General features: G+C 52.0%; 26 protein-coding genes and 2 tRNA genes. 11 read left to right on the top strand and 17 right to left on the bottom strand.

Annotated elements, in window-relative coordinates; all coding sequences use genetic code 11:
- Positions 1-34 precede the first annotated feature (34 nt).
- Genes HX448_RS09050 through ftsH form a run of 3 tightly spaced genes read left to right on the top strand, consistent with a single transcriptional unit; the run spans position 35 to position 4159 of the window.
- Positions 35-1258, top strand: coding sequence for a hypothetical protein (locus HX448_RS09050; RefSeq protein WP_102331579.1), 1224 nt, complete (start codon positions 35-37; stop codon positions 1256-1258).
- Between the two features lie 40 nt (positions 1259-1298).
- Complete coding sequence (locus tag HX448_RS09045; RefSeq protein ID WP_102331578.1) at positions 1299-2135, top strand: TIM barrel protein; 837 nt, start codon at positions 1299-1301, stop codon at positions 2133-2135.
- Positions 2136-2194: 59 nt separating this feature from the next.
- Positions 2195-4159: an ATP-dependent zinc metalloprotease FtsH gene (gene ftsH, locus HX448_RS09040; protein ID WP_102331577.1), complete on the top strand. Its 1965-nt coding sequence runs from the start codon at positions 2195-2197 to the stop codon at positions 4157-4159.
- A 130-nt stretch (positions 4160-4289) separates the two neighbouring features.
- Here the strand turns inward: ftsH and HX448_RS09035 are convergent, their stop codons facing one another.
- From HX448_RS09035 to HX448_RS09005, 7 genes are all read right to left on the bottom strand, one after another.
- The gene (locus HX448_RS09035) at positions 4290-5312 is read right to left on the bottom strand and encodes a polyprenyl synthetase family protein (RefSeq protein ID WP_102331576.1); all 1023 of its coding nucleotides are present in this window, start codon (positions 5310-5312) and stop codon (positions 4290-4292) included.
- On the bottom strand, positions 5278-6951 hold the full coding sequence (metG, locus tag HX448_RS09030; protein ID WP_102331575.1) for a methionine--tRNA ligase: 1674 nt from the start codon (positions 6949-6951) through the stop codon (positions 5278-5280). Before metG ends, HX448_RS09035 begins: the two co-directional genes overlap by 35 nt.
- A 101-nt stretch (positions 6952-7052) precedes the next feature.
- Positions 7053-7247: a hypothetical protein gene (locus tag HX448_RS09025; protein ID WP_226846749.1), complete on the bottom strand. Its 195-nt coding sequence runs from the start codon at positions 7245-7247 to the stop codon at positions 7053-7055.
- 56 nt (positions 7248-7303) lie between these two features.
- Positions 7304-8122 carry a 16S rRNA (cytidine(1402)-2'-O)-methyltransferase gene (gene rsmI, locus HX448_RS09020; protein ID WP_102331573.1) on the bottom strand — a complete coding sequence of 273 codons (819 nt, stop codon included), beginning with the start codon at positions 8120-8122 and terminating at the stop codon, positions 7304-7306.
- Between the two features lie 71 nt (positions 8123-8193).
- Positions 8194-8904, bottom strand: coding sequence for a hypothetical protein (locus HX448_RS09015; protein ID WP_102331572.1), 711 nt, complete (start codon positions 8902-8904; stop codon positions 8194-8196).
- A 58-nt stretch (positions 8905-8962) separates the two neighbouring features.
- Positions 8963-9038, bottom strand: a tRNA-Thr gene (locus HX448_RS09010).
- A gap of 63 nt (positions 9039-9101) precedes the next feature.
- On the bottom strand, positions 9102-9482 hold the full coding sequence (locus HX448_RS09005; protein ID WP_102331571.1) for a DUF302 domain-containing protein: 381 nt from the start codon (positions 9480-9482) through the stop codon (positions 9102-9104).
- Positions 9483-9673: 191 nt separating this feature from the next.
- On the opposite strand from HX448_RS09005, the gene HX448_RS10645 reads away from it, so the two are divergent.
- Complete coding sequence (locus HX448_RS10645) at positions 9674-10678, top strand: LuxR C-terminal-related transcriptional regulator (RefSeq protein ID WP_190259864.1); 1005 nt, start codon at positions 9674-9676, stop codon at positions 10676-10678.
- A gap of 335 nt (positions 10679-11013) precedes the next feature.
- On the opposite strand, the gene HX448_RS08995 is transcribed toward HX448_RS10645, so the two are convergent.
- Both HX448_RS08995 and HX448_RS08990 read right to left on the bottom strand, forming a co-directional pair.
- Entirely contained in the window at positions 11014-11244 is a 231-nt protein-coding gene (locus HX448_RS08995) for a hypothetical protein (protein WP_102331570.1), read from the bottom strand.
- Positions 11244-11462 carry a helix-turn-helix transcriptional regulator gene (locus HX448_RS08990; RefSeq protein ID WP_102331569.1) on the bottom strand — a complete coding sequence of 73 codons (219 nt, stop codon included), beginning with the start codon at positions 11460-11462 and terminating at the stop codon, positions 11244-11246. Before HX448_RS08990 ends, HX448_RS08995 begins: the two co-directional genes overlap by 1 nt.
- Before the next feature lie 140 nt (positions 11463-11602).
- On the opposite strand from HX448_RS08990, the gene HX448_RS08985 reads away from it, so the two are divergent.
- The 4 genes from HX448_RS08985 to HX448_RS08970 are packed head-to-tail and all read left to right on the top strand — an operon-like array spanning position 11603 to position 13441.
- The gene (locus tag HX448_RS08985; RefSeq protein WP_102331568.1) at positions 11603-11812 is read left to right on the top strand and encodes a hypothetical protein; all 210 of its coding nucleotides are present in this window, start codon (positions 11603-11605) and stop codon (positions 11810-11812) included.
- Positions 11813-11855: 43 nt separating this feature from the next.
- Entirely contained in the window at positions 11856-12122 is a 267-nt protein-coding gene (locus HX448_RS08980; RefSeq protein WP_102331567.1) for a hypothetical protein, read from the top strand.
- A gap of 40 nt (positions 12123-12162) precedes the next feature.
- Complete coding sequence (locus HX448_RS08975; RefSeq protein ID WP_102331566.1) at positions 12163-12891, top strand: hypothetical protein; 729 nt, start codon at positions 12163-12165, stop codon at positions 12889-12891.
- Between the two features lie 13 nt (positions 12892-12904).
- On the top strand, positions 12905-13441 hold the full coding sequence (locus tag HX448_RS08970; protein WP_102331565.1) for a hypothetical protein: 537 nt from the start codon (positions 12905-12907) through the stop codon (positions 13439-13441).
- 200 nt (positions 13442-13641) lie between these two features.
- Here HX448_RS08970 and HX448_RS08965 read toward each other — a convergent pair whose 3' ends face one another.
- The 7 genes from HX448_RS08965 to HX448_RS10725 all read right to left on the bottom strand — a co-directional run bounded on the left by HX448_RS08965 (position 13642) and on the right by HX448_RS10725 (position 17541).
- On the bottom strand, positions 13642-13842 hold the full coding sequence (locus HX448_RS08965; RefSeq protein ID WP_162486017.1) for a hypothetical protein: 201 nt from the start codon (positions 13840-13842) through the stop codon (positions 13642-13644).
- Positions 13843-13850: 8 nt separating this feature from the next.
- Positions 13851-14333, bottom strand: a complete 483-nt coding sequence (locus HX448_RS08960) for a phage terminase small subunit P27 family (RefSeq protein WP_102331563.1) — start codon at positions 14331-14333, stop codon at positions 13851-13853.
- Between the two features lie 81 nt (positions 14334-14414).
- On the bottom strand, positions 14415-15560 hold the full coding sequence (locus HX448_RS08955) for a recombinase family protein (protein WP_102331562.1): 1146 nt from the start codon (positions 15558-15560) through the stop codon (positions 14415-14417).
- 23 nt (positions 15561-15583) lie between these two features.
- On the bottom strand, positions 15584-16300 hold the full coding sequence (locus tag HX448_RS08950) for an ATP-binding protein (RefSeq protein WP_102331561.1): 717 nt from the start codon (positions 16298-16300) through the stop codon (positions 15584-15586).
- Positions 16301-17071 (bottom strand): replication protein, encoded by a 771-nt coding sequence (locus HX448_RS08945; protein ID WP_162486016.1) that lies wholly within the window; start codon positions 17069-17071, stop codon positions 16301-16303.
- Positions 17072-17111: 40 nt separating this feature from the next.
- Positions 17112-17321, bottom strand: a complete 210-nt coding sequence (locus HX448_RS08940; RefSeq protein WP_102331559.1) for a MerR family transcriptional regulator — start codon at positions 17319-17321, stop codon at positions 17112-17114.
- Entirely contained in the window at positions 17311-17541 is a 231-nt protein-coding gene (locus tag HX448_RS10725) for a helix-turn-helix domain-containing protein (RefSeq protein WP_162486015.1), read from the bottom strand. Before HX448_RS10725 ends, HX448_RS08940 begins: the two co-directional genes overlap by 11 nt.
- A 58-nt stretch (positions 17542-17599) precedes the next feature.
- Here HX448_RS10725 and HX448_RS08930 point away from each other — a divergent pair, with 58 nt between their 5' ends.
- The 3 genes from HX448_RS08930 to HX448_RS08920 all read left to right on the top strand — a co-directional run bounded on the left by HX448_RS08930 (position 17600) and on the right by HX448_RS08920 (position 19797).
- Entirely contained in the window at positions 17600-18553 is a 954-nt protein-coding gene (locus HX448_RS08930) for a hypothetical protein (protein ID WP_162486014.1), read from the top strand.
- A complete protein-coding gene (locus HX448_RS08925; RefSeq protein ID WP_102331556.1) occupies positions 18550-19743 on the top strand; it encodes a tyrosine-type recombinase/integrase in 1194 nt (397 codons plus the stop codon). The genes HX448_RS08930 and HX448_RS08925 overlap by 4 nt, the downstream gene beginning before the upstream one ends.
- Positions 19721-19797, top strand: a tRNA-Arg gene (locus tag HX448_RS08920). The genes HX448_RS08925 and HX448_RS08920 overlap by 23 nt, the downstream gene beginning before the upstream one ends.
- 58 nt (positions 19798-19855) lie before the next feature.
- Here HX448_RS08920 and HX448_RS08915 read toward each other — a convergent pair.
- A complete protein-coding gene (locus tag HX448_RS08915; protein WP_226846747.1) occupies positions 19856-20068 on the bottom strand; it encodes a tyrosine-type recombinase/integrase in 213 nt (70 codons plus the stop codon).
- Positions 20069-20086: the final 18 nt, after the last annotated feature.

The raw sequence follows: 20086 nt of genomic DNA, 5'->3' as shown, positions 1-20086 counted from the left end.
TATTCCGATCAACCATTATTTCGGCAGGTGATTTATGGATCTAAGTAAAAAATTCTCTATAGCCCATTACGACAACTGGCAAGAACCAAACCTTTACTACGAAGCTATCAAGAATTCCTCACAGAAATTCAAAAACGAAATATTTGATATTTATTTCGGGAAAACATTCCGCTACAAGTATCGAGAGCAAGAGATTTACGATGTTTATTCTAAACCGCATGAAATTATGTATGGCAATGTCATGGGTGTGGAAGCTTCGGATGCCCAGGTTGATAATCTCTTCAAAATCCAAACTGAATTTGGCATCGAAATCTCTTTGACGTTAAACCAGTTAAATATTCCGGTAGAAATGTTCTACAGTAAAAACGACAGGGTCGTTTCGGCATTTCTCGATTGGGTTGGTGAATATTACTATCGGGGTCTCAGGAATTGTACGCTGGCAAACAACCACCTGATGAGGACAGGCCTGCTTCAGAAGCGATTTCCGGATATGAAATGGAAAAACACTGTCAATCAGCAGGTGTCAAATTCTCAGCAGGTCCTGGACTATCTTTATCTTGGTTATAACATTGTACAGCTAGATCGTTCTTTGAACCGCAACATTGATGAGCTCAAGCGTGTCAAAGAAGTGGTGGAGGGCTTCCGGGTTAAATTCCCGGAGAAACTCGTTAAAACGAGCTTATTGGTGTGGGAAGACTGCCTGCCATCCTGCCCATTTAAACGGGAACACGATGATTTGCAAATATATTTAAAGAAGATCAATTATTGGGACAGCCAGCTGGGTACGCTCACCTGCAACCGGTGGACCGATAAAAATGGCGGAAGCCTCCTCCCTCGCTTTGGTACAAACTGCTATTGGACCAGTCTCGACACCTTTAAGGAGTACGCGAATCTAGTTGATATTTTTAAATACAGTGGTAGATTAAATAAAATCCACCCGCATGGTACAGGTAAAATGATGTTCGGTTGGCAGTTCATTCCCAAAGGCGAGAATGGCTATTTTATTGGTTCATTCTCTGAATTAATAGAAAATGCGATCGAACCTTTGCATATCTGGGGATTTGGCCCGTATCTAAGTGACAGAGGCGAATTGGATGTCGACAGGATCAATAATAAGCTCTTGGGTGATCTTTGGTTAACCGAAAAGGGAAGAAAACTGGAATATACCCTCAAAAATTGCAGAAACCTCTGTCACCGTTGTCATCTTTGCGAGAGAACCTTCGGTACTCCTGATATTGATTCGGCTGTAGAACTCTAAATAGTTTTTAACATCTCGCAAGATGTTATACTGAGCAATCATGCTCTTATTCGGAACTGCCGGTATTCCCGCCTCGACTAAGACCAACGGTGACACCGTCGCCGGCCTCAAGCGCATCGCCGAACTCGGTCTTGGGGGCATGGAGATCGAATTTGTCCGCGGTGTCTACCTCAAAGACAACATGGTGCCCCCGGTTGCTTACGTGGGCAAGAAGCTTGGCCTTAAATTGTCGTGCCATGCTCCTTATTACCTCAATCTCAATCACGCCGACGAGGTCCGGCGTCGGCAGGCTGGCGGCGTCCTCCACCACGCAGCCGGCACCGCGGCCAGGGCTGGGGCGAGAACCATCGTCTTTCACGCCGGGTACTACCTCAAGGGTAGCCCTGAGACCGTCTATGATGCCATCAAGGCCGAGATGGAGGTCGTATTGGGGAAGTTGCTTGATGAAGGGACTGAGATTACCTTGCGTCCGGAACTGGCTGGCAAAATCTCGCAATTCGGGAATCTGGCGGAAATCCTGAAACTATCCAGGGAATTACCGGGCGTGGCTCCTGCGATAGATTTCGCTCATCTTCATGCGTCTACCGGGAGGTACAACAGCTACCCTGAATTTGCTGAGGTGCTCAACAGAGTCGGCGAAGCACTGGGACGGGAGTCGCTTGACGATCTCCACCTCCACGTTTCTGGCATTGAATACGCCAAGACCGGCGAAAGGCGGCACCTCAACCTGGCTGAATCGGATTTCCGCTACGATGAACTGCTCCAGGCCTTGGCGGACGTAAAAGCTGGCGGATTATTGATCTGCGAAAGCCCCAACATCGAGGAAGACACCCTTCTTTTACAGCGGACTTACCTTGATTTGTCGCCAAGAACCTAAATTGTTGCTATAATATTCTGTAAACTAGTTTGTTCCCCGAGTAGTAAACAGAGGCATCCATGAAATTTAACTGGAAACGTACCACAATTGCCTATATCATCATGCTGATCGCCAGCATTGTCATTTTCGCCATCCTCATCCCGAGCAACCAGAACAAGCCCACCGAAATATCTCAGAATACGATGGTGAGCCTTTCTCAAGAACATCTCATAAAAAGCATTGTCATCGATGGCGATCGCATTAACATCACGACCACCGGCAATTACCCCAAACAGGGAGACCCGTCAGGTGAGTTTTTTACTTACAAAGAGACGCTGACTTCGATCTATGAAATTCCCGGATTCGATCCGGCGGGGATCGATATCACCCCCAAAGGCCCTTCAAGTTTCGATTGGGGTTCGCTTTTAAGCACCCTTATCCCGATGCTTCTTATCGGCGGTATGATCATTTTCCTGTTCTCCCAGGCCCGGGGCGCCAACAACCAGGCCATGAGCTTCGGCCGCTCCCGCGCCAAGCTGTTCAACGTCGACAAGCCCACCACCTGCTTCGACAACGTCGCCGGCGTAGACGAGGCTAAGCAAGAAGTCCAGGAAATTGTCGAGTTTTTGAAATCCCGTGAGAAGTTTCAGGCGCTTGGAGCCCGGATTCCGAAGGGCGTACTGCTGATCGGTTACCCGGGAACTGGTAAAACCCTCCTGGCCCGCGCCATCGCCGGCGAGGCTGGGGTGCCCTTCTTCTCCATCTCAGGCTCCGAATTCGTCGAAATGTTCGTCGGCGTCGGCGCTTCCCGCGTTCGCGATCTGTTCGACCAGGCCAAACGCAACGCCCCGTGCATTATCTTCATCGATGAAATCGACGCCGTCGGCCGCCAGCGCGGCGCCGGCCTCGGCGGCTCCCACGATGAACGGGAACAGACACTGAACCAGATTCTCGTTGAAATGGACGGTTTCGAGGCGAACACCACTATCATCGTCATCGCCGCTACCAACCGCCCGGATGTCCTCGACCCTGCCCTCCTCCGTCCCGGTCGTTTCGACCGGCGCGTTGTCCTCGATATGCCGGATCTGCACGGGCGACTGGCAATTCTTAACATCCACGCCAAGGGCAAACCCTTGGCCGCCGACGTTAACCTGGAAACCCTGGCCAAACAGACCATAGGCTTCTCCGGCGCCGACCTATCCAACCTGATGAACGAAGCCGCCATCCTGGCCGCCCGCGAGGACAAGAAAGCCATCGAGATGTGCGACCTTGAGGAGTCCATCGACCGGGTTATCGCCGGGCCGGAGCGCAAGAGCCGCAAGGTTTCGCCTCACGAGCGCGAGATAACCGCCTACCACGAGGCCGGTCACGCCCTGGTAGCCCGCATGCTGCCCAACGCCGACCCCGTTCATAAGATAACTATCGTCGCCAGGGGCATGGCCGGCGGCTACACCAAACAGCTGCCTGCTGAAGACCGCTACATCGCCACTGACTCTCAGTTCAAGGCGAAGCTCGCCATCTCCATGGGTGGCCGCATCGCCGAAGAAATCATGTTCAACGAAATGTCGACCGGCGCTTCCCAGGATTTCAAGGAAGCCACCAACCTGGCTAAAAAGATGGTCACCTCTTACGGCATGAGCGAAAAGCTTGGCCCGCGCACCTTCGGCAGTAAAGAAGAGATGGTCTTCCTGGGCAAAGAGATCCATGAACAGCGCGATTACGGTGAAAAGACTGCTGACCTCATCGACCAGGAAGTCGAGGCTTTGATTCAGAACGCCTACAATTCAGCTAGGACCATCCTGACCGATAACAAAGCCCGCCTGGTTCACATCGCAACGCAGCTTATGGCTGAGGAAACCCTCGAAGGCGATGAGCTGGAAAAACTCTTCACCGAATCTTTGCCAGCAGCCGCTCCGACCGCTCCGGTGGAACCGCCCATAGCCAAGAACGAGGCGCCGGCTGAGAAGAAAGCCGACCCTGTTTTGAAACCTAAGGAGAAGCCGATGGAACCCGGCACGGCTGCGCCAGCGATCGCCCCGGCCTAGAAACGCAAAAAAAGGGTGGGTTAAGACCCGCCCCTTTTTTCATCCCTTCTTTCAACTTCCCTTTCCCTGGGCGAGAGAGGGATAAGAGGGTGGGGCGTTTATTAAGGCATGGCCTGCCATTCTTGGGTGCCTAATTCCGCCGCCTGACCAAATAAACCGCAAGTGCCTTGAGGGCTTCCCTGCAGGTGCTTTCCGGTAATCCCGCTAACAGTTCAATGGCTTTTTCAGAGTACTTCTCGGCCTCGAGGTAGCATTCTTCGATGATCCCGCCACTCTTAATCTGCTCGATGGCAAGGCCAATGTTTTTCTCCCGGTCTTTCCCTGCGAGGAATTGTGCCACGGGATTGGACTTCGGTTGCCTTTCCATCAGTATGAGAGCGGGGAGCGTTACCGTCCCTTGCCTCAAATCAGAGCCGACGGGTTTGCCCAGTTCCTTCTCGGTACCGATGAAATCCAGGATGTCGTCGACGATCTGGAAAGCCAGGCCGAGATTGTAGCCGTACCCGGTGAGAATTTGGACTTGATCTTCGGTGCCTCCGGCCAGGATAGCCCCGGATTCCGCTGACATCTTCAAAAGGGCGGCGGTTTTGCCGGCGATCCTCTGAAGGTAGCCTTCCATGTTTTGAGCCGGAGAATAGAGATCACGGGCTTGTCTCAACTCGCCAATGGCAATGATTCCAAGAGTCTGGGAAAATAGCTTGGTCACTCGCAGATTATCGGTGGAGGCGGCGAACTCGCCGGCGCGGGCGAACAGGAAGTCGCCCAGCAGTATCGCCTTTTCGGTACCCCACAACTTGTTTACCGTAACGCGGCCGCGGCGGGTGTCGGCCCTGTCTATAGCGTCGTCATGAACAAGGGTTGCGATGTGCATCAATTCGTTGGCCGTGGCCATATCGAGGATGCGCCCGGTTTTGCCATCAATACACCGGCCGGACATGAATGTCAGGGCTGGACGCAGGATTTTCCCGCCCATCAGGATATGGCGGAGCATGTCATGGAGGTCCGGAAAATCCCTTTTCCAGAAATCGGCGAGGGATTTGAAGTTGGCTTCGACGTCGGCTAGATCGTTTTTGACCGGGGCATAAAGCGTTTTCAGGTCCAACTCAACCACCTGCGTCTTAAGTAGAGGTAAGCCCCATGCGGGCGGTTTCATCTTCGATAATAGATTCGTCGAGTTTAATATAAAGCGCTTCCGGCGTGTTCAGGTCGGCACCAGGGACCGGTCGGCGCAATTTCCAGCCGTCAGCTTGTATGGTGCCTTCGTATCCGAGGAAGCGATGCAGTCTCTCCGAACTGAAAGGCAAGAATGGGTAAAAGGCGGTTCGCAGGCCGGAGATGACGCAGAGCGCTGTATAGAGCCCATCGGCGGCGGCGGCCTTATCCATCTTCACCGTTTTCCACGGGGCTTTTTCGTCGAGATACCGGTTGGTCTCGGATGCCAGTGCCATCGCCGCTTTGATCGCTTCTTTGAAACGGCAGGCATAAAGCAATTCATCCATGGTTTTCAGAGTTTCCTCGGTCCTGGCGATCATGCCAAGCGACCTTTCGTCGAGGGCTCCGTGTTGGGGCACCCGCCCTTCGAAATGCTTCTGCAGCATCGAGAGTGTCCTGTTGACCAGGTTGCCATAAGTCGCCACAAGCTCATCGTTATTGCGGCGCACGAATTCGCGCCAGGAGAAATCGGTATCGGACGTATCTGGCATGTTCACCGAGAGCATGTAGCGCAGCGCGTCCGGTTGATATCGCGAAAGGAAATCTTCCAGCCAGATAGCCAGGTTTTTGCTCTTGGATAGTTTCTGGGCTTCGATAGTCAGGAATTCATTGGAAGGCACATCGTAAGGCAGGTTCAAGCCGCCGTAACCCATCAGCATAGCCGGCCAGATGATAGTGTGGAAGGGGATGTTATCCTTGCCGATAAAATAGTAGCTTTTGCAGGGTTCCTGCCAGAATTTTCGCCATGCCTCCGGGTCGCCTTTGAGCTCAGCCCATTCCTTGCTGGCGGAAAGGTAGCCGATGACCGCTTCGAACCACACGTAAATGCGCTTGTTCTCGTAGCCCGGCAGGGGCACTGGTATGCCCCAGGTGATATCCCTGGTGATAGCGCGATCACGCAACCCCTCTTCGAGGTACCTCCGCGTAAAGCGCTGAACATTGGGACGCCAGTGGCTCTCCTGCTCCTTGACCCATTCAAGTAAGGGTTCCTGAAAGGCGGACAGTCTCAGGAAGAAATGCTCGGTCTCGCGAAATTCCGGCGGTGTGCCGCACAGCTTGCAGCAGGCGTTGATAAGATCGGCCGGATTCATCGGCTTGCCGCAGGCGTCGCACTGATCGCCGCGTGCCCCCGGCATCTTGCAGGATGGGCAGACGCCCTCGACATACCGGTCGGGCAGGAAACGTTTGCACTTAGGGCAATAAGGTTGGGAAACGATGTCCTTGTATAAATAGCCCTTTTCAAGGAGCTTGAGGAAGATATCCTGCACCACCGCCCGATGGTTCGGCGTGCCGGTGGTAGTATAAAGGTCAAAAGTGATGCCCAGGCCCGCCCAACTTTCCAGGAACTTTTGGTGGTAATAAGCGGCGACCTCTGCTGGTGATTTTCCCTCAGTTTCCGCCCTTATAGTTACTGGCGTTCCGTGCTGGTCGGACCCGGACACCATTAAAACATCGTCGCCCTTGGTGCGGTGATACCGCGCGAAAATGTCAGGCGGCAGGTATGCCCCGGCGACATGACCCAGGTGTAGCAGGTTGTTGGCGTAGGGCCAGGCAACGCCGATGAAGATCGGTTCAGTCATCTATTCAATGACCAAATCCGAATGTCCAAACGCTTGAATATTGGTGATTGGGATTTGGGATTTGTTTGGTCATTGATTTCTTGATTTATTGGTTATTCTGCCTACGGCAGGAAGGTCAGTGTCCGTTCGCCCTTCTCTTCGCGATAATGGGCATAACCTTTATCCAGGGCGCATTCCACGCAATAGCGCACTGTGTCGCCCTTGGCGACTTCTTCGCCGTTTTTCTCGTCGACGACAAGATAACGCTCCGGATACCCGATGATCCGGCCGCATTTGTCGCACTTAATATTACCCAATGAAATACATCCGCGTCGCATCTTTGCCTCCAGAAATATCCTAGTATTATATAGTTTTATTCCAATTTAAGCCAAGCCTTGTACAATTCACGGCGTGACAGCCCCATTTTGTCTGCCAACATGGTTGTTGCTTCTTTGGCGCTAACCCCGTTTCGTTTCAACTTGCATAGTTGGGTTTCGACTTCGTTGACAGGCATGGGTTTCGCTTCGACTATCCCTTTGCCTTCAACTACTAAAACGAACTCACCCCGTGGTTCAATGAAATGCGCCAGTGCATCTGAAATTTTGCCCCTGAATACTTCCTCATGGATCTTGGTGAGTTCGCGGCAGATCGCCACCCTCCGATCGCCTAGCCCCTCCAGAAGTGCCTCAGCGGTCGTTCTAAACCGGTGCGGAGCCTCCAGGAACACAATGGTAGCCGTCTCACCGGACAATTCCTGGATCACTGTCCGCCGTTCGGAAACCTTCCTCGGCAGGAAAGCGATGAACTTGAATTGCGCCGTCGGCAGCCCTGAGACTACCAGCGCTGTCATCACTGCGGAAGGGCCGGGAACCGCCTCTACCCTGAATCCCCGTTTGATAGCCGCGGCGATAAGCTCGCTACCCGGGTCGGCGATGCCCGGAGTCCCCGCGTCCGAAACCAGCGCAACATCTCCCTTTTCGAGTTGGTCAAGGACGTAATCCAATTTGGTCGACTTGTTGTGCTCATAATAGCTGGTCAGGGGCGTCTTTATGCCCATGGCGTTGAGCAGCTTTAGAGTGTGGCGGGTGTCTTCGGCGGCGATGAGACTAACCTCTTTGAGAATTCTCATCGCCCGGAGGGTTATATCCTCCAGGTTACCGATTGGCGTCGCGACGACGAACAGCGTCGGCATATTACCCCCAAAGGACACTTTTACTGACTAGTAATCCTGATTGGTTGTCTCTTGTACCTTGGTTATTCGCCCTATTCGTCTTCGTCTGGCTCGATTTCCGGTTCGGTTTCCTCGGTGTGTGCCGCGGGCGGCGGGCAGTTTACAATTGCGGTGCTCTTTTCTTTGCCCTTTTTCTTCGGTTCCAGTTCCTCGATTGCCTTACGCAGCGCGGCGGTATCGATCTTGGCCCCATCAACGACCACACCGGCGATGCCGCGGTCTGAAAGAGCCTGCATTTCAGCTTTCCCATAGATCTTCGGCAGTCTGAGCAACAGCGTTTTGCCGTAGAAATCCACCAACCGTTGCACTGCCAGGAGGTCTCGGAAAATCAGCGAATCGCCAAGTCCGGCGTCGGCGATCAGCGCTGCGGCATCCAATCCGCCCAACGCCCGAAGTTGAGCGTCGGTGAGATCGCCTCCGATTTGAAGAACACGTGCGGTATTTTCTTCGATACCGACGATAGCGCCTTCAAGGTCAAGCACGACGAAATCACACCCTTTGTGCTCGATATTTTCTCGAATCGAGCAGCCCATGAGGATTTCGGACTTTTTGGCTGGACATTTGCAGGGGCCCGGTACCAGAACGGCATCTATGCCCTTTAATTTGATGCCGTTATCCATGGTTTGGGCTTCGGCCAAAACGAAGAGCCTTGGTTTGGCAGGGGCGGCATACTGTCCGAAACCCAAAGGGCGGGAACCGCCACGGATTATTTTTTCCAGTTGCTCACTGAACTTATTGGCCATTTCTTTATCCTGGGAATTTATTTTTTTGACTGGACCAGGTGTTTGCCGCGTCAAATAGTGGAGCCAGCGAGAGGGCTCGAACCTCCGACCTGCTGTTTACGAAACAGCTGCTCTACCGACTGAGCTACGCTGGCGCCTGAGCCAAAGGCCATTATAGCCTATGTGCGGATTTTCCGGCAACGGACGTCAGCCCTCATCTAAACGCTATCGATCGCCTTCTTCAGTTTTGCTTCTACTTGTTGGGCGAGAGGTTCCAGAGCCTGATTACCGGTCATGCTCATAGCCAGGGTGGGCTTTACGGAGGCCACAAAAACCTTTCCGTTTTCTTCATAAATAATGACGTTACATGGCATGAACAATCCGATATCCCTCTCCGCCATTATTGCTTTGTATGCGAATGGCGGGTTGCATGCCCCCAGGATTATATATTTTTCACAATCAGCGCCTAGTTTTTCTTTAACTGTCTTTTGCACGTCGATTTCGGTAATAACCCCGAAACCTTCTTTTTTAAGTTCGGTTCTAACCCTGGTCACTGCATCTTCAAAAGACCCCTCGACTTCTCGTTTAAATGCGTACATGTTTCCTCCTCTTCACAATAGTACTACGCGGCCTGGTATTACCGAAATCCATCTCAACCGCCGGCCGACATCATGTGAAATATGCGAATTGTGGAGTGATCGCATATGTTTAGATCTTTTTTCCGTTCGGTCCGGTGTTATGTGTTATCGGGCTATTCCAAGAGGTGATGATATAATAAATCAGAAGGTATTTGGCTTTGATTCGATTTTTGGTCAACTTGGTCGTGCCCGTCGCTGTTTTCATCTTTAGCGCCGTGATTCTGTGGCTGCTTTTAAGATTTGCTCTTGATAAAATCGAGTCCTGGACCAAAAAGCACAACCATCCGGTATTCTCCAGTCTCTATTCCGGAATCAAGCGGTCGGCGATTGTCTTTCTACTTTTGATAAGTGCCCACGCCGGTTTGTTAGCCGCTCCCTGGTCGGGAGGATGGGGATATGCACCGCCGAATGCGCTTTTATCGTTTGCGATACTCGCGGTAATGCTTACGTTGCTCAATATTCTTCAGAGCCTGGCGAGTTTTTATGGTCAGCGATTGAACCTTCCCGGCGCCACGAGAGCGATTCAGGTCTCGTTAGTGATCATAGTTTTGGTACTCACAGTCTTGGTGTTGCTCTTGGTATGGGGTGCTGAAACAAGTCCGTTGTTGATCTTTATTGCAGGGCTCACAGTTCTTTTGTTATTGGCTCTCAGGGACACAGGTCCTGATTACGCGGCAGCCTTACAATTGGCGATGTGGAAACACATCGGGGTTGGGGAATCGATTAAGCTTCAAAATGGGTTGCAGGGCATCATTTCTAAATTGAATTGGCAGAATATTGAGGTATTGACCCCTGAAGGCAATTTGGTGATCATTCCCAATAGCCGTTTTATTAAGGAGGTTGTAACAAGGTTTATCGATAGTCCGGAGGCGGTCAAAACTTCTGTTGATTTTCTCCAGCACCAAACCCCTGTGCCTGTTAACGAGCCGGACCAGCCCGAGCCGATCTCAGTTATTGCTTCTATTTTGTCTAAGCGAGAATTAGAGATTGCCGAATTAGTCTCACAAGGGGCAACGAACAAAGAGCTTGCCAGCAAATTGTTCATATCCGAACACACAGTTAAGGTACACGTAAAAAACATCCTTCAAAAACTCGAATTGAAAAACAGGCAGCAAATTGCGGTCTTAGCCGCGACCCAATCAAAAAAGGCCAAATAATCCTCTGTGGTACCGGGAGAAGGTTCGTTTGACTTCAAATCCTGTCATCGAAAGCCAGCGACATCCGGCTTGTGTGTGTTTATTGACTAGTTCACAGGCGCACCAGTTTATTGATATAATCGTAAATTATGCCCCTGTAGCTCAGTTGGATAGAGCAGCGGTTTCCTAATTCTAGGCGAGGCTTATCAAGGCCTCGCCTAACGTTTGGTTGACAGGTTTTTAGATTATCTCCACAAAGCTAAAGAGGCGGCTGGTTGCCGCCTCTTGCTTTTACTTCGTCGCCAAATTGTCGCCAACTTTATGCGATTGTTCCGTACATGGAGCATCCAGTTGGGTTATTTCTTCCCGAAGGTTTCCCGGAACCATTTCTTGAGATCGCGTAGGCTGCCGGAAGCAGGCTGAGGTGGAGGGTTCTTAGCCCTCATTTCTTCGAGCGTTGGCAGCCGGGGACGCCCGCCTTTGCGCCCGATCTCACGCATATGTTCGACGCCAAAGATCTCAACGACCTTTCGTCCTCCTTTGGCGCCGGCAGCCTGGCGGCGTGGATTCTTGGGCTGCCCGTACATTACTTACCCTTCCCAGCCGCTTTATTGATCGCGGCCTGGAATTCTTCGACGTCACCAGGCTTAATCCCCAGGACGTCGGCCAGCTTCTTCACTGTCTTTAGGGATGGTAACCAGGCCCCCTGCTCGATTTTGTTGATGGTTGCCACGGATACCTCCCCCTTATCAGCCAAACTCTGGGCTGTCATTAAGGCATTAGCTCTTGCTTCTCTTAATTTCATGTCCGTTCTCCTTCAAGCCAGATGTTAGCACTAACTACCAGTAAAGTAAATACAATCTACAAAAAATATTTTAAAAACCTATTGACATACTACTATAATAATGGTAGAATACTGGTAGAAATAAAGAAGGGAACAAGAAAATGACCACCATGACGATCACTGAGACAAAGGAACTCCAGAGCTGCTGCGAATGCGGCCATACCGGGACAGACCTGGTTGGATATTTCGAATACATCGGCGGCCAAGGTTACGTGCCGGTCTTTGAGTGCCAGGGCTGCATCGATGCCCGGCTTGAAGCCTCCAGGGAAGCGGTCGAAGCCCTGAAACTGGCCATGATGCTGGGAGAGTAGATCTCTTCCAGCATGGAGAATAAACGAAAGGGAGAAACAAAAAATGGCTGTTACCAAGATCCATGAATTCATCGGCCCCCACGGCGCCTATACCATTTGCTGGAGAGAACAGGAAGGGGAGACTGACAAAACGATCGAAAGCATCCTCGACAATCTCGAATTGACTGGGGAGATCCGGGTGGCCACCAGGGAATACATCGTCAACTATCTCAAGACCTCACCAGCCACTTTCGTACTTGGTGAAGATGATGAGCTGCAGCATCAGGCTTGCGTCTTCTCCATGGGTTTCGAAGCGGCACGGCCAAGCTAGCAGATTATTTTTCGAAAAATATCAAGGAGGAACAACAACCATGACACTAAACATCAATAACCCAATGCCCTGGGAGGAGGATCGCCAGAGTCCCCAGCCTCCGGTTGAACTGAGGGGAGAGGCTGGGGAGCCGATAACGGCACTCATTAGGGTATCGCCGGACGCTGATGCTGTACTCCGCGATCTTTTCAGCCAAGGCGTCTGCCTTAACAACCTGGCCACAGGCCGCATCATCGCCAGCCAGGAATCCGCCAAGGATGCTGCCGACGATCTGGCCGTGATCGCCAAGTTTAAGAAGGCTGTCGAAGAGAAGGGCAAAGAGTACACCGACCCTATCAATGCCCACCTGAAAGCGGTCCGGGAGACTGTCAAAGGACTTCTGGCCCCGTTTGAAGCCGCCGATCTGATAAACCGGCAGAAGCTGTTGGCTTACCATCAGGAAGAAGAGCGAAAACGCCGGGAGATAGAGGAGATCAACCGGCTCAGGGAAGAGGCCGCCCGGCGTGAGGCCGAGCTTTCGGGGACTGGGGAGATCTCCGAATCGGTCTCTCAATTACCAGTCCCTTTCGTCGCCAAAAACGTCCGTGGCAGCCTGGGGACAGCCGGTACATCGAAGATCTGGAAGTGGGAATGCGTCGACCAGGCGCAGGTCCCCGAGCAGTTCAAGGTGCTCGATGCTGGCAGGATCCGCAAGGTAATTGAGGCTGGTGGCGGCGTTCCGGGTATTAAGGCCTGGCAGGAAGAAACGATCAGGGTCACAACAAAATAAGAGGAGGACAATCATGGCAGCCCAGACATTAGAAAAACAAGTAAAACGGCTCAAGCTCCTGGTGGTAGGTTCACCAGTCGATAAGACCTTCCAGGGGCAGAACGGCGCCGTGCCAAAAGTCGAATTCACAGCCGTAATGGCTGGTGTGCAGAGCCGCCCCCAGTCTCCTTTTGAATGCACAGCTAAAGCCTTGTTCGAGCACATCAAAGACGGCGCCGAGCTCGACGCTGATGTAGAATTTTCCAAGTTCGTCACGGCCGGCGGCCAGGAATACCCTCACCGCAAGGTGATTCAACTCTACGACGATGGCCAACCGGTAAAAGATGGCAGCAAGGGTAAGGGCGGGTGGGCCCGCGGCAGCTCCCCGGAGGAAAGAGCCAGCATAGAGCTGCAGTCTTTCGCGAAGATCGCCGCGGATATGATCCTCAATGGGTTTATCCCGCCAACTGACCCGATTACGAATGACCTAAAGACTATCATAGCCGGTAAGCTCAAAGCTGGAGCGGGGCTGGTGAAGGCTCAAAACTGCGTGCAAATCACAGGAAAATGAGCGTTAAAATGGGCAATTATCACAACCGGGAGGCGAAAATTGCATCTCCTGGTTGTCCGGATATACAAAGGGGATAAGCCTCATCAAAACTCTAAAAGCGTTCGGTTTAAAGCGGATTGACAGCTAGATTTTTCTGTCTGGGAAATTAGCAAAGGGGGGTATAAGTTCAAGTGCATTGTAGAAAGAGGCTGGTGTAATCGTCACCAGCCTCTTTCTTTTTCCGGTACCGGCCGGCCAGCCCGGTCAAGGTCCTTACAATTCTGGCAGACCTGAAATACCAGCTCCTCCCCGGATTGCAGCCGGTCTGCCCAGACTTCCCCATTTCGGGCGAGATGATGGCCAGCGATGCATTTGATAACATCGCCCTGGACGATCGCATTGGAACATTCGTATAGGCTCACCGGCCGCTTCAACCTGTTATACCAGCCCTCTCCTCGGCCTCGCGCATCAACGTCTCAAGCGGATCCTCTTCTTTTACCATGGGGACCGCGCTGACCTTGGACCGGCTGGAAGGAGTCAACCCGAACTCCACCAGGTACTTGTGCATTTGCTCTAGGGCTTTGTTAACAATGGCCAAGTAAGGCGAGATTATCGGATATCCATTGGCAGTTTCTTTCACCATCCCCTCTTTTTTCACTAGCCTCTCCGCTTCAACCCAACGACCGTATGCCTGGCAATAGGCGGCCAGTGCCGCCCGGTCGATCTCAGTCAGAACGCCTACCCGGGCCAGGATCGGCACGATCCGCTGCCATTCTCTCCGGGCTGGGCTGGTGAGGTGGGAGGGACAAGAGGGCTGGGAGGCCGAGATCTGAGGTTCATTCTCGTTGTAAGGACGCTTCCCTGGATTGCCCTCCAAGCGGCGCATGGCGGTAGGTTTTTTATGATTCGGCATTTTTAATCCCCTTTCATCTCAACTGCGATTTTGTGCGCGTAGTTGGGCAAACGGTTTGGAAAAACGTTTGCTCCGAAGAATTTACCCGCCTCCACCCCTTCCCTGGTCCTCCCTCAGTTTCTTCAAAACCAGGTAGCACTCGGAAGGGGTAGTAACGATATCGGCCTGGTTGGATGCTCCCAGCTCTCTCAAGCAATCCTTTGGTTGAAGCCCGAAGTCCTCATGGCAGGCCTTCCAGCAGTCGGCCAAGATCTTTATGCTGGCCGGGTCCCTGGTGGGCTTGGCTGAGGGCCTGGTGGCCGCACGCTCAGGATTTTCAGAAGGTTGCACCATTCCCTCAGCGGGAGACTGGTCGATGATCACCGAACAGGCTGGGGGCGTGTTGCTGGGAATAGACTGGGGGTGAGTATTGGCACGAGATACCGGAACCGCCGGAGGGACTGGGGAAGAGTCAGGCATGAGAGGATCTTCGCCGCCGATGTCCTCGACGGAAGGTAGCGGCAGGTGGAAAGCCAGTTTGAGGCCTTTCGCTATTGCTCGTTTCTCGGCCATCGAAGCCGGATCCTTAACCAGGGGAAGGAAGAACGGATCGCGGTTATTGCTCCGGGCGTTCCCTACCGCGCGATCGATCTCCGCTTTCTTGACAGTCCCCCAGCCCATGAACGGCCGGGAGCTGCCTTTGCGCCACACCTCAGCCATAAAGAGGTAATCACCAGCCTCAAGGCCGCGACCGGTCTTTTCCTCAGTGGTAGCCGGGCGCATGTCCACGCCATCAAGCTGCTCGGTCTCCTGAGCCTTCCTGAGTCGAGCCGCCAGGCTGACGAACGGCTGCCCCTGGTAGACGGTCAGCTCATTCATCATCGGGTCCAGGCCGTAGCTCACGGCGATCTTGGCAATGAAAAGGCGCTGTTCCATGGACATAGACTGGGGAAACATGGCTGCCGGCATGCGCTCGGCCAACATCTTCTCGGGTGATATGGTGGTGAGTTCGGTTCCTTGCATCTTCATTCTCCTGTAAACTTTCTCGCCCTCGAGTTCTTTTGATGATTTGGCACTGAGCCGCCGCATGGTATTGTGCTCCAGGCTGCGGCCACAGCGGAGGATCCAGCCGAGTTCTCCACCCCATGCCACCGTCAGCACGGCGCCGCATGTGCCACAGACGGCCCCGGAGTTCGCTATCATTTCCATATCCCGGCGCGGCAGGTCTTTCTCGGTTGCAATCGGCATTACTCCACCAGCCTCTTGAGTGATTACACTGATCTTTCTGATGCTATTGTTAATCGGTAATCCTGCGCATCAATGGCAACAATTACGCCCTCTCTTAACCTTGAGAGAACGCGCGAAGGTATTTTTGCTGGGTCGTTAGTGGTCACAACGGTCAATCGCCCGTTCTCATAACGGTCGTCGATGACCGATTGCAGTTTCGCCCTGGACCAGTCGCTCGATGATTCGGTGCCTAGATCATCTAAGATGAGGAGCGGAACCTTACAGAGGAAATTGAGTTGAGTATCAAAATCATCCTCCGGACTGTCGCTTCGCCGGTCGAAACATCGTCGGAGTTGGTCCAGCATCTTCTCGGCTTGGACATAACGAAAATTGAACTTCAAACTCTCAGCCCACCACCAACCGATCGCTTGGGCCAGATGGGTCTTGCCGACCCCAGGAGGACCGATAAATGTCAGGAATGGATGCCGGCGCTGTGCCGGATCACAGTACAACTTAGCCGCGGCGAGAGCTTTTGCAGTACCATCAATTTTCTTGAAACCATCAAAGGTCCGTGGTTTGTTAGCCGGGAGTTGTGAAAAGGAGATCACCCGGCGCATCCAATTTTCGCGGTCCTTCAGGCAGCGCGGCTCATGTTCGAGCTCGGCACCGCTATAAGCTGTGGCTCCGCATGTTTCACAGGTCGCGGTAGGTTTGAGTTTGCCCAAGTTTTCAGCTGCTTTTTCTAAAAAATTCTGTTCCATCTACACGTTCTCCCATTTTTTTAAGTCAGCGCCAGGAGGTAGATTTGTAAATCTATCCTGCCGGGGGCCCGCGGCGGTCCGCTTCTTTACATCGTCAAGTGCCCACGTTTTTATCGTTGCGTAATGGCTGGCGTATTTTTTGTTGGGATGGTTTTCGAGGTAAGCCGAGAGGCGCTCAATCAGATCGGAGGCTTCCGCGGCAGCCAACCCCAACTTAGCCGTCAAATTCTCGCGCTCTTCGGCCGTTAAGAGGACGTTTTTAAATTCGCCAAAGGCTTGTTTTGCAGGCTTTTGGAAATCCTCTCGAGGGTTGTTTTTTGAAGATGTTTTTTTATCTATTGTGTGTTCCCTTTTCGGTAATGATTTTGTTGCCCCCGGGAGCAATGAACCTTTGTCGGTTTCGGTAATGATTCTATTTGTTGCCCCCTTCGGTAATGATAGCTTTGAATTATTGCCCCTATCGGTAACAATCCAAAGCTGGTAATCCTTCTGGATTCCGTAAGAAAGCTTGTATCCTGATCCACAGCGGGAGATGATGTTCCGGCGAATCAAACGAGAGAGCGCATCTGCGATATGGCGTCTATTGAGACCTGTTGACTCTTCGAGTTGACTATATGAGATCCGGTCAGCCTTCTTATTCCATCCGTAAGTCCGCCGGACAACCGACCAGAATACTTGACTCTCCCTCGGGCTAAACCGTGTGCGAGAGATTGCCTCAATCAATTCGCAAGCGATGCGGAGGAAGCCGTTTTCAAGCTGGGGACTAGCCAATTTGTCAGTCCTTATTCATTATTTCTTGAAAAATACTTCTTCAAGCCAAAGCGCCGTTCTGGGTGGATGTCCCCAGCAATTCATCGACCGCCCGGCGGGAGAGCAGCATGCGCCGGCCAAAATGGATTACCTTGACCGGTAGATCGTCTTTCCGGGCTAGATCATAGGCCAGTCCTGGAGATATGTTTGCGGCCTTGGCGAACTCGGGGATCGTCATGGTGAGGCTAGTGGAGCTTTCCTTAGTGGCCATTCTGGACACCTCCCTCACCAGCCTCCACGCCAACCTCAGGGAAGAGCTCGGCCTCCGGGACGCGCAGCGCCCGGGCAAGGGCCTTCCGTGCTCGAGGCCAAGGCCGCCTCGCTCCTCGTTCGAAATCTGAGATTACGTTATTTGCTAATCCGCTCAAACTCCCAAGCCTGACCTGAGAAATCCCAAGGGCTTCTCTTTTTTCCCTTAAGATACTTTTCATTTTTTCCTCCATCTTGACATTTCGTTTTATAGGGTATACTCTATTCAGACGAAAATATATGGCATATTCGTCTGATAATGCGTCTGAGTTTCGGTACATCTTCCCTCCTGGGGAAGTGATCAATTCAGATCTGAACGTCGGTTATCTGTTGGATGCTAAAGCTTATTCTTTGATGGGCGTTAACGGTACCCTGCATATAATCGACGACGAAAATAGTACGGATTGGCCCGGAAAACGCGTCGACCGGCTGTATAGCAAACAATTAAGGCCGGATGATTACAATCGTTTGCTTGTTTCAACAATCGATGTGATAGATGGGACAGTAGCTTGGAATTGGGAAGACTTTACGACGACTTCGCCTTCGTGGACAGAATCATTTAAGGGTGCAATCCCTTTGAAACGAGTTGTCAAATGGCTGGAGGAATGGGGATTACCTGGACATAGCGGGGATGCATACACACATGGTTTATGGGGTTATCCGCTACAAAAATTCAAGATCAGTATTGCGACTATTTATCTCTTATTTGAAATCAATGACCTACTACGTGAAATCGAAATTTCGAAAACGGACATCGAGTCAACTGACCGGCTTAAACACCTTACCTGGCTCCTAATAACGCACCCATTTTTCTTGAAGCCATTGACAGCTGACCAGTTCAGAACAAAATATCTCGAAAAAGAAAATATGAATATGCTCGAGGCGATCAGACAGAATGTTGGAATGTGTCTAGATCAACAACTCAGCGGTATTTCTTTACACTACACGTTTCTCGGGCCAAAGTTCTATCTCAGTGTTAAATCCCTTTTCGATGTCTGTCATTACCAATTGGGGTTATTAACGACGCTCTCTTTAGAAGAATATCAAGCAAAAAAGAGACACATCAAGACATGTAAAGCATGCGGAAGTTTACATTGGGGACATGGCAATCAGCGCTATTGCTCACGTTGCGACAGGCGAACGGTTTGGTCTAGAGAACGAGCGAAAAAGCAAGCAACCGGAGGCAACCAATGAGAGGCTACATCCGCAGCAAGGGTAAGCAGTCCTGGCAGATCATCCTGGATACTGGCCAAGGGCCTGGTGGGAAGCGTCAACGGCATTACGAAACGGTCCGCGGCCGCCGCTCAGATGCCCAACGTCGGCTCAACGATCTGCTGGTCAGCCTCGATAAGGGAACCTATTCCCAGTCCGGCCGTCTCACTGTGGCCGATCACTTTCAAAACTGGCTCAAAGGCTACGTCAAAACCAACTGCTCGCCCCGGACGTTGGATGGCTACCAGTCGATTATCGATGTTCACCTCATTCCAGCGCTTGGCTCAATCAAGTTGAAACAGCTTCACCCCCAGTCTATCCAGGCATATTACGGCAAGGCCTGCGAGAGCCTGTCAGCGAGGACGGTCCATCATCATCACCGGGTACTCTTCCAGTCGCTCAAGTACGCTGTCAGGCAAGGCTATCTCGGCAGAAACCCGGCCGAGCTCGTAGATCCACCAGCCCCTCGGAAGAAAACCATGCGGACCTTGACCCCTGGTGAGGTCGAAGTCCTCCTTGAGTCAGCTCAATCCAGCCATTACTACCCGGTGATCTATATGGCTTTAAGTAGTGGACTCCGGCAAGCTGAACTTCTGGGGCTCAGGTGGCGAGATCTCGACCTCGACTTCTTATCGATATCGGTCAACCAGGTCTTATACAAGCGCCGCGGTGTTTGCCTTTTCAAAGAGCCCAAGACAGCCCATAGCCGGCGCCGGGTGTCCATGACTCCCAAGTTGGCAATATTCCTCCGGGGTTACCGGGCGCAACGCGAGGAGCTCTATGCGGATCTTAAACAGAAGCTCGGGCTGGACGCCCTGGTATTTACCGGTATTGAAGGCCGGCCGGTGGATCCGTGCAGTTTAACTCATGCCTTTACCAAGCTGGTGAAAGGTGCCGGGTTGGAAGGCGTAAGATTCCATGATTTGCGGCATACTTTTAGCTCACTCATGCTTCTCCGTGGCGCCAAGCCCAAAGTTATCTCGGAAGCACTGGGGCATAGTTCGGTTGCTTTCACAATGGACGTCTATTCCCATATAATAAGCGGTATGCAAGAAGATGCGATGGCATTATTGGATGGAGTACTCCCGGCAGGTGTGGTAAAAAATTCTGTCGCCAAAATGTCGCCAACTCTTCAAAAATTAGCTTTGAGCCCCTGTAGCTCAGTTGGATAGAGCAGCGGTTTCCTAAACCGCGTGTCGGGCGTTCGAATCGCCCCAGGGGTACCAACTTTGAACGTAATTTACTCAATTATCGGTTTTTCCAACTGCCGTTTTATCTGACTTGCTATTCTTTTGCTATTCTGTTTTCCAATATTCTGTCAAACACTTCAACTGCTTCCCGTTGCATTCCCGGGGTCACGTGAGCGTAAATGTTCATTGTCGTGTTGACGTTTGCATGCCCAAGCCGTTCTGAGATGACCTTCGGGCTAATGCCTTCTTGCAATAAAAGCGTGGAATGACTGTGCCGCAACGAGTGAAAATGGATGTGGGTGGTCAATGCTAAATATTGACCCCT

It is taken from the genome of Dehalogenimonas etheniformans (assembly GCF_014672715.2).
In the GTDB taxonomy this organism is placed as follows: domain Bacteria; phylum Chloroflexota; class Dehalococcoidia; order Dehalococcoidales; family Dehalococcoidaceae; genus Dehalogenimonas; species Dehalogenimonas etheniformans.
Note: the sequence above shows the minus strand (reverse complement) of the source record. Positions and strands in the feature narration are given on the sequence as shown.